General features: G+C 63.4%; 8 protein-coding genes. 1 reads left to right on the forward strand and 7 read right to left on the reverse strand.

Annotated elements, in window-relative coordinates:
- Positions 1-123: 123 nt before the first annotated feature.
- The 7 genes from nrdF to AC1DHD_RS11325 all read right to left on the reverse strand — a co-directional run bounded on the left by nrdF (position 124) and on the right by AC1DHD_RS11325 (position 7307).
- The gene (nrdF, locus tag AC1DHD_RS11295; protein ID WP_018761532.1) at positions 124-1098 is read right to left on the reverse strand and encodes a class 1b ribonucleoside-diphosphate reductase subunit beta; all 975 of its coding nucleotides are present in this window, start codon (positions 1096-1098) and stop codon (positions 124-126) included.
- A gap of 89 nt (positions 1099-1187) precedes the next feature.
- Entirely contained in the window at positions 1188-3308 is a 2121-nt protein-coding gene (nrdE, locus tag AC1DHD_RS11300) for a class 1b ribonucleoside-diphosphate reductase subunit alpha (RefSeq protein WP_476879812.1), read from the reverse strand.
- Between the two features lie 77 nt (positions 3309-3385).
- Positions 3386-3853: a class Ib ribonucleoside-diphosphate reductase assembly flavoprotein NrdI gene (nrdI, locus tag AC1DHD_RS11305; protein ID WP_476879806.1), complete on the reverse strand. Its 468-nt coding sequence runs from the start codon at positions 3851-3853 to the stop codon at positions 3386-3388.
- Between the two features lie 42 nt (positions 3854-3895).
- Positions 3896-4141, reverse strand: coding sequence for a glutaredoxin-like protein NrdH (nrdH, locus tag AC1DHD_RS11310; RefSeq protein ID WP_476879807.1), 246 nt, complete (start codon positions 4139-4141; stop codon positions 3896-3898).
- Positions 4142-4597: 456 nt separating this feature from the next.
- Positions 4598-5320: a hypothetical protein gene (locus AC1DHD_RS11315; RefSeq protein ID WP_476879808.1), complete on the reverse strand. Its 723-nt coding sequence runs from the start codon at positions 5318-5320 to the stop codon at positions 4598-4600.
- A gap of 212 nt (positions 5321-5532) precedes the next feature.
- Entirely contained in the window at positions 5533-6435 is a 903-nt protein-coding gene (locus tag AC1DHD_RS11320; RefSeq protein ID WP_476879809.1) for a hypothetical protein, read from the reverse strand.
- Between the two features lie 218 nt (positions 6436-6653).
- Positions 6654-7307, reverse strand: a complete 654-nt coding sequence (locus tag AC1DHD_RS11325) for a hypothetical protein (protein WP_476879810.1) — start codon at positions 7305-7307, stop codon at positions 6654-6656.
- 428 nt (positions 7308-7735) lie between these two features.
- Here AC1DHD_RS11325 and AC1DHD_RS11330 point away from each other — a divergent pair.
- The coding region (locus AC1DHD_RS11330) for a polysaccharide deacetylase family protein (protein ID WP_476879811.1) at positions 7736-8618 on the forward strand (883 nt) is incomplete at its 3' end.

Genomic DNA, 8618 nt, shown 5'->3' on the forward strand with positions numbered 1-8618 from the left:
GTCCACGACTGCCGGCCACCCCTGTAATTGCAGGCAAGAGCGGAACCTAACGCGCCGCCAAACAAAGGCCCCGCACGTCGGTGACAACGTGCGGGGCCTGATGCGTTTCGTGGAAAGCGGAACCTAAAAGTCCCAGTCCTCGTCCTCAGTATTAACAGCCTTGCCAATCACATAGGACGAACCCGAGCCCGAGAAGAAGTCGTGGTTCTCGTCGGCGTTCGGCGACAGGGCCGAGAGGATCGCCGGGTTCACGTCGGTGACGGAAGCCGGGAACATGGCCTCGTAGCCAAGGTTCATCAGGGCCTTATTGGCGTTGTAGTGCAGGAACTTCTTGACGTCCTCGGCCAGGCCGACGCCGTCGTAGAGATCGTGCGTGTACTGAACCTCGTTCTCGTACAGCTCGAAGAGCAGTTCGAACGTGTAGTCCTTGATCTCCTGGCGCTTCTCCTCGGAGACCTTTTCCAAGCCCTTCTGGAACTTGTAGCCAATGTAGTAACCGTGCACTGCCTCGTCGCGGATGATGAGGCGGATCAGGTCAGCCGTGTTCGTGAGCTTTGCCCGCGAGGACCAGTACATCGGCAGGTAGAAGCCCGAGTAGAACAGGAAGCTCTCCAGCAGTGTGGAGGCGACCTTGCGCTTCAGGGGATCGTCGCCCTGGTAGTAGTCCATGACGATCTGGGCCTTCTTCTGAAGGTTCTCGTTCTCGGTGGACCAGCGGAACGCCTCGTCGATCTCCTTGGTGGAGGCCAGCGTGGAGAAGATCGAGGAGTAGCTCTTGGCGTGCACGGACTCCATGAACGCGATGTTCGTGTAGACGGCCTCTTCATGCGGGGTCAGCGCGTCCGGAATCAGCGACACGGCGCCGACGGTGCCCTGGATGGTGTCCAGCAGGGTCAGGCCCGTGAACACGCGCATGGTGAGCTGCTGCTCGGCCGGCGTCAGGGTGTTCCAGGACTGCACGTCGTTGGACAGCGGCACCTTCTCCGGCAGCCAGAAGTTGTTGACCAGGCGGTTCCAGACGTCCACGTCCTTGTCGTCCTGGATGCGGTTCCAGTTGATCGCCTCGACGTGGCTAAGCAGCTTGACCTTCTCGGTCATGTCATCCCCTCAATGTTGGGTTAGTTCTCTAAGTTAAAGCGTACGACGGCGGGCGGGCGCCCGCCGTCGTACTTACCCGCGAAGGGTTGCTACAGCATGCAGCTGACGCAGCCCTCTACCTCGGTCCCTTCCAGCGCGAGCTGGCGGAGACGGATGTAGTAGATGGTCTTGATGCCCTTCTTCCAGGCGTAGATCTGGGCCTTGTTGATGTCGCGCGTGGTGGCGGTGTCCTTGAAGAACAGGGTCAGGGACAGGCCCTGGTCCACGTGCTGGGTGGCTGCGGCGTAGGTGTCGATGACCTTCTCGTAGCCGATCTCGTACGCGTCCTGGTAGTACTCCAGGTTGTCGTTGGTCAGGTACGGCGCCGGGTAGTACACGCGGCCCAGCTTGCCTTCCTTGCGGATCTCGATCTTGGACGCCACCGGGTGGATCGAGGAGGTGGAGTTGTTGATGTAGGAGATCGAGCCGGTCGGCGGGACGGCCTGCAGGTTCTGGTTGTAGATACCGTGCTCCATGACGGAAGCCTTCAGCTCGCGCCAGTCATCCTGCGTGGGGATGTGGATGTTCTGGAACAGCTCGGCAACCTTGGCCGTCTGCGGGACCCATTCCTGCTCGGTGTACTTGTCGAAGAACTCGCCGGAGGCGTACTTGGACTTCTCGAAGCCGCCGAAGGTCTGGCCGGTCTGGATGGCCAGCAGGTTCGAGGCCCGGACAGCGTGGTACACCACCGAGTAGAAGTAGATGTTGGTGAAGTCCAAGCCCTCCTCGGAACCGTAGTGGACCCGCTCGCGGGCCAGGTAGCCGTGCAGGTTCATCTGGCCGAGGCCGATTGCGTGGCTCTGGTCATTGCCGCGGGCGATCGAGGGCACCGAGGTGATGTTGGACATGTCCGAGACCGCGGAGAGGGACCGGATGGCCGTCTCGATGGTCAGGCCGAAGTCCGGCGAGTCCATGGTCTTGGCGATGTTCAGCGAACCCAGGTTGCAGGAGATGTCCTTGCCGGTGGCGTCGTAGGACAGGTCATCGTGGTAGGTGGTGGGCTGGGAAACCTGGAGGATTTCCGAGCACAGGTTGGACATGATGATCTTGCCGTCGATCGGGTTTTCCCGGTTTACGGTGTCCTCGAACATGATGTACGGGTAGCCGGATTCGAACTGGATCTCGGCGAGGGTCTGGAAGAACTCGCGCGCCTTGATCTTGGTCTTCTTGATCCGGGAGTCGTCCACCATCTCGTAGTACTTCTCGGTGACCGAGACATCGGAGAACGGCATGCCGTAGACCTTTTCGACGTCGTACGGGGAGAAGAGGTACATGTCCTCGTCCCGCTTGGCGAGCTCGAAGGTGATGTCCGGGATCACAACGCCGAGCGAGAGGGTCTTGATGCGGATCTTCTCGTCCGCGTTCTCCCTCTTGGTGTCCAGGAACCGGTAGATGTCCGGGTGGTGCGCGTGCAGGTACACCGCGCCGGCACCCTGGCGGGCACCGAGCTGGTTGGCGTAGGAGAAGCTGTCCTCGAGGAGCTTCATCACGGGGATGACGCCGGAGGACTGGTTCTCGATCTGCTTGATGGGCGCGCCCACCTCGCGGATGTTGGTCAGCGCGAACGCCACGCCGCCGCCGCGCTTGGAGAGCTGCAGCGCGGAGTTGATGGAACGCCCGATCGACTCCATGTTGTCTTCGATGCGGAGCAGGAAGCAGGAGACCAGCTCGCCGCGCTGCTTCTTGCCGGCGTTCAGGAACGTCGGGGTGGCCGGCTGGAAGCGGCCTTCGATGACCTCGTCCACCATCTGGGTGGCGAGCTTCTCGTCGCCGCGGGCCAGGTGCAGGGCCACCATGCAGACGCGGTCCTCGTAGCGCTCCAGGAAGCGCTTTCCGTCGAACGTCTTCAGCGTGTAGGAGGTGTAGAACTTGAACGCGCCCAGGAAGGTCTCGAAGCGGAACTTCTTCTTGTAGGCGCGGTTGAAGAGCTCGCGGATGAAGTTCATCGTGTACTGGTCGAGGGTTTCCCGCTCGTAGTACTCGTTCTTGACGAGGTAGTCGAGCTTTTCCTCAAGGTCGTGGAAGAACACGGTGTTGTTGTTCACGTGCTGCAGGAAGTACTGGTGGGCGGCCTCGCGGTCAGCCTCGAACTGGATCTCGCCGTTGGCGCCGTAAAGGTTCAGCATGGCGTTCAGCTCGTGGTAGCCCAGGCCCTGATAGGCGGCGGGCAGCGCGGGCTTCTCGCCCGGAACGGTGTGCTTCTCGGTGTGCCTCTCGACGGCGGAGGGCGCCGGGGCACCCGCCGCGTCTACTGCGGTGTCTGCGACAGTCGTGTCCAAAATTCTTCCAATCCTTGTTGTACTCGGCTGACGTCTTCCGGCGTCCCCATGAGTTCGAATCGATATAGGTGCGGGACCTGGCATTTGGCGGCGATGATGTCGCCGGCCATGCAGTAGTTGTCCCCAAAGTTCGTGTTGCCCGCCCCGATCACTCCACGGAGCTGATGCCGGTTCCTCGGATCGTTCAAAAAGCGGATGACCTGCTTCGGAACGGATCCCTCTCCCCCGGTTCCGCCGTACGTGGGAACCACCAGGACAAAGGGCTCAGTCGCCAGCAGGGCCGGTTCCCTCGCGTGGAGGGGGATGCGGGCGGCGTCGATACCCAGCTTCAGGACGAAGCGTTCGGTGTTCTCTGAGGTGGAGGAGAAGTAGATGAGGTGGCTGGCCGTGGTCCGGGCGACTGCTGCCGGCGACGTGCCGGCGGTTGCCAGTGCCATGGGAGTCACCTCATCCGATGTGGTGGTGCTTTGGAGGGGCTTTCAGGCAACCGCGACGGCGGCAGCCTGTGCCAGTTCTTCGATCTTGTCCGGGCGGAATCCGGACCAGTGGTCCTGGTCCGTAACGACGACCGGAGCCTGCATGTAGCCCAGGGACTTGAGGCGATCAAGGGCCTCGGCATCCTGGGAGATGTCGACGCTCTGGTAGGCGATGCCCTTCTTGTCGAGCGCGCGGTAGGTGGCGTTGCACTGCACGCAAGCCGGCTTCGTGTACACCGTAACGGTCATGTCCTGGTCCCCTTTGTTGAAGTCTGTGGTTCGTGTCCGGTGGGGCCGACTCGGAACAGGAATCCTTATCCGTTACTGGCCTCGTTTAGCGGTCAGCGACCGCTCCGCTCGAACTGTATGTCGATACTACATGTAGTGCAAGAGTCCCGCGCGGACCCCAAGATGATGTATTACAAGTATGTCATTTAACGCACCTTTAATCCACAGCCGGGGGCCTTCAAAATGTCCGGATTTCAGCCATTTTCACGGACGAAATCCACACCCTGTGGAGTAGTTAGCCACAATTAACCCTCCCGCGTGTCGCGCACTGGACGGCGTGTCGCGGTACTCCCGCCAGAGGCTCCAACGTGGCACATGGCACTGCATGTAGTGCCTAACGGCACAAGGGCGACGACGACGCCGGGCGGCCGGTCCCGCGAACGGCCTACGGGCGGCCTGCAGGCTGCCTGCGGGCGGCTACTCCGCCGGGCGGAGGGAGGTGATGGTCTGCCGGATCTCTTCGTACTCTTCGGTCCCGGTGTACGCCTCCGGGGTATCGACGTTGGGTGTGTCACCGGGGATCGCGGCAAGCGGATCGTAGACACCGCTGAAGGCCGCCACACCGGGCGGCCAGGTGAAGAACTGGAAGATCGGACACGCGCTCGGTCCGGTTGGCAGCGGCGCTGAGGTAATGCCGTAGGACAGCGACGCCGGCCGCGACGGGTACGCCGCCTGGTCGTCCCGGCCCTCAAAGACAAACATGGGTGCGGTCCCCTTTTGCTCCAGGGCCGGCACCTCCCCCGAGTCCATCAGGGCATAGGGATACTTCGCGGGGCAATCGGCTTTGAGGATGATGTTGGTCCGCAGCGTCGCCACGGACTTTCCGGCGGCGGTGAGGACTTCGACAAAGATTCCGCCCGGCGCCGCCTCACGCGCCCTGTCCTTGACGGTCCAGGTGGACGGGTAGTCGAACATCAGCTTGCCGTCTGGCGTCGTATAAGTCTTCCATTCGAGCTGCGCGGACGCCCGCGGCGACGCCTTCGCCGGTTTGGGCGCCGGCTTTGAGGTGGCGGGTGTGGTCACACCGGCGGAGGTTCCCGGATCCACCGGCAGGCTGCTGGGCGACGAGCAGGCGGTCAGCAGTGCAGCAACAAAGACTGCGGCAGAAACTCTCCTGCTGGCTGGACCGGACCGGCTCATGGCGCCCTCCCCTCCCGGGTGCAAGTACTCCGCCTATTCTGGTCCATCCCCACCGGGACAGTAGGGTCTTTGGGCCTCCGGCCGGGAATCGGCCGGCCTCATCCAGCCTCCGTGTATCCACACGGCAGGGAACACGGCAGCGGGGACCGGCGACGAGTCGCCGGTCCCCGCTGAAGCTTCCGATCTCAGCCGGACGCTCAATGGTGCGTGGATTACCGCTTCAGGAGCGTGTTGCCGTAACCGGCGTCGCACTTGCCGTCGTGGATGACGCCCGCACCCGGGGCCACAGCGTAGTTGCTGGCCGGGTTGAAGACGGCGGTGCGCATGTTGGTGACCTGGCTGGCGCAGGCGTCTGCCCCGTCAGAGCTCATGCTCTGACCGCCGATCCACATGTCGATCCAAATGGTGGAGTTGGTGCCGCCGGCGTTCACGCCTTGGTGGCAGGGGCCGCCCTGCGGATCGTTCCCGTCGCCGCAGCTGTCCTCAACGATGAAGTAGCGGCGCACGTCCGGAAGGTAGATGCGCGTGCCGGCCGGGAAGTCCAACACGTCCTTGCCGGAAGCGGTGGAGTGGCCCACGGCGATGGTGATGGGGTCGTTGTACGTCCCGGCGCCGCCAGCCGACTGGTGCAGGATCGGGTGGCTGATCGTGGCGGAGCCCACGGGGGTGTTGTCGTACCAGGTGTACGCSGTCGTGTACGTGGTGTTCACGACCCGCTCGGAGGACGACGCCGGCACCACGGGAGCCGGGGCCGGCTTCGGGGCCGCCGGAACCACGGCGTGGACCGCGGGGGCGGGTGCAGCGGGCACAGCTGCGGCCTTCTGCGCGGCGGCCTGCGCCTGGGCAGCAGCCTTCTGCGCAGCGGCAGCAGCCACTGCCTTGGCCTTCTTGGCGGCAACGGCGGCGGCCTTGGCCTTCTCGGCGGCGGCACGCTGCGAGGCGCCGACCTCGGGATTCGTCTTCTCCGGCGAGGCGCTGGAGGTGGCCTGAACGCCGGCTGCGGCCGACTCCGAGGATTGAGCGGATGAGTTTGAGGCGCCGGCTCCCGCGCCGCACGCCGAGGTGGCGAGGAGGACGGAGAGCATGCCGGCAGCCAGCAGATAGTTTCTGCGCATGGAAAATAAAGCCTATTCATGGGAGTGCGGAATCGGGAAAGCCCTCTGGAAGCCTCGCCCGGAATCGGTCACGGTCTGCGGAGCGCAGGGGCGCTGCCGCCGCGGGACTTATCACACGCAAGAGCATTCAAAACACTCCGACAGGCATGTGGGCCAACCGGTGACCTAAACGTTACCTTGTCCCGGCCGGGGTGGCTAATCGTGGGAAATCCCACACCTCAGCCGGACGGCGTCGTCGTGGTCGACGTCGTGAAGAGCTGGTTGCCGTAGCCGCTGTCGCATTTGCCGTCGTGGATGATTCCCGCTCCGGGCGCCACCACCAGGTTGGCCGCGGGGTTAAAGACGGCAACCCGCACGCCGGTCACCTGGTCCGCGCACCGCTTGGTGAACGACTCTCCGGCACCTTGGCCACCGATCCAAATGTCAACCCACCTGGCGGCACCCCTGTGCCTGGAAGCGGTGGCATGGCACGGCCCGGCTTCGGGAGTCGGTCCGTCCCCGCAGGTGTCTTCGACAATGAAGTAGCGGCGGACGTCAGGAAGATAGATCCGGGTCCCCGCCGGGAAATCCAGGACGTCCCGTCCCGTTGCGAGGGAATGCCCGACGGCGATGGTCACCGGGTCCGCGTAGCTCCCGGTCCCGCCGGCTTTCCGGTGCAGCACCGGGTGGCTGATGTCCGGCGAACCCTCGGGGGTGTTGTCGTACCAGGTGTAGGCCGTGATGTAGGTGTCCGGAACCGCCGTCCGCGCAACGGGCAGAGCCGACGCCGGCGGGGCGGGTGGGGCGGGCGGTACCGGGGGCGCACTCTCACAGGCAGCGGCCACAAGGAGGATTGACAGCGCGGCAGCCAGCAGTCCGGTTTCCCTGCGCATTGGTCATCCGCCTCCACTCAGTCGGGCCCGTAGGTTGAACGCTACCCCTGCCTCCGCGATGGCGATAGCACCAATTCCGCGGGCCTGGAAAGTCAACCGCGCGTGTCCGCCCGGCTGCCGCGGCGCGCCCCCAAAAACCGGTTATCAGACGGCGTACTTGGTGCCGGAAAACAAGTAGAACCGGCCAAAAAACGCGAGTGTTACCCACGCGTGTGTGACCCCATAGGGCGCTCCTAACCTCAAAAGACAAGGGGGCCCGCCATAGGCCGGCGGCCCGTAGGGCTTCAGGGGAGAGATCAAACGAGCGCCGGTTTCTTCTCATGGAAATCGATCGCCAGGCCCGGGTTGGATCCCCGGCCACCAGCGGTGGCGCTCACGCCCTGGCCCAGGCCAGGACTTCAGCAAACGATTCCATGGCGAGGCAATCCATGACGAAATCATCCCCTGTTTCCGGCACAGCACCAGTCTTCTTTGACCCCAGCGGGAAAAGGTGGCGGCGGGTTCTTGCTGCCCTCGTTGCGAGCATCCTTTTGATTGCCCTGTCCATTGTCTGGATCCTGCCGGCCGCCAGCGCTCCGGTCTGGAACGTGCAGGAAAACCAGGCCGCCGATTATCCGCGGAAGCTGCTCTCCAGCCAGGACCTCCGGAACATTCCCAGGATTGGTCCCGAGGGGGGCTTTGCCTTTGACCGCATTGCCCTTATTGAACGGAAGAACGGCAAGGTCTACCTGAAGGATCCCTTCAGCAGCACCATCTGGCGGGAGGCTACTGCGGACGAAATCGACCTGATCGGCAACAGCAAGTACGCCATGGAAACTTTCGGCAAGCCGGCGGACCACACCCTGATGCTGACCTTTGATGACGGGCCGGATCCGCGCAACACGCCGCAAATCCTGGACCTGCTCTCCCGCGAAGGAGTGCCGGCCACGTTCTTTTCCGTCGGTGACAACATCGTCAAATTCCCGGATATCTTCAGCCGTATGGTCAAGGAAGGCCATATGGTGGGCAACCACACAATGTCCCACATTGATTTCTGGGCCCACGATGACGCCTTCAACCGCCAGCAAATCATTGGCGCGGACCGGGTGATGCGCGCCGCGGACAACTACGCGACGCGGTTGTTCAGGATCCCCACCGGCGACCCGGGAAACAATTCGCTCGCCCTGCTTCAGGCCCAGCAACTGGGGTACCTGCACATCAATATGGATTTCGATACGAGGGACTGGTCCTATCCCCCCGGCGTGCCGATCAAACCCCAGAAACTGGATGGCCAGGGCCATATTGTCCTGGTGCATGACGGCGGCGGCGATC

This window comes from Arthrobacter sp. 05L45_2, assembly GCF_056397525.1.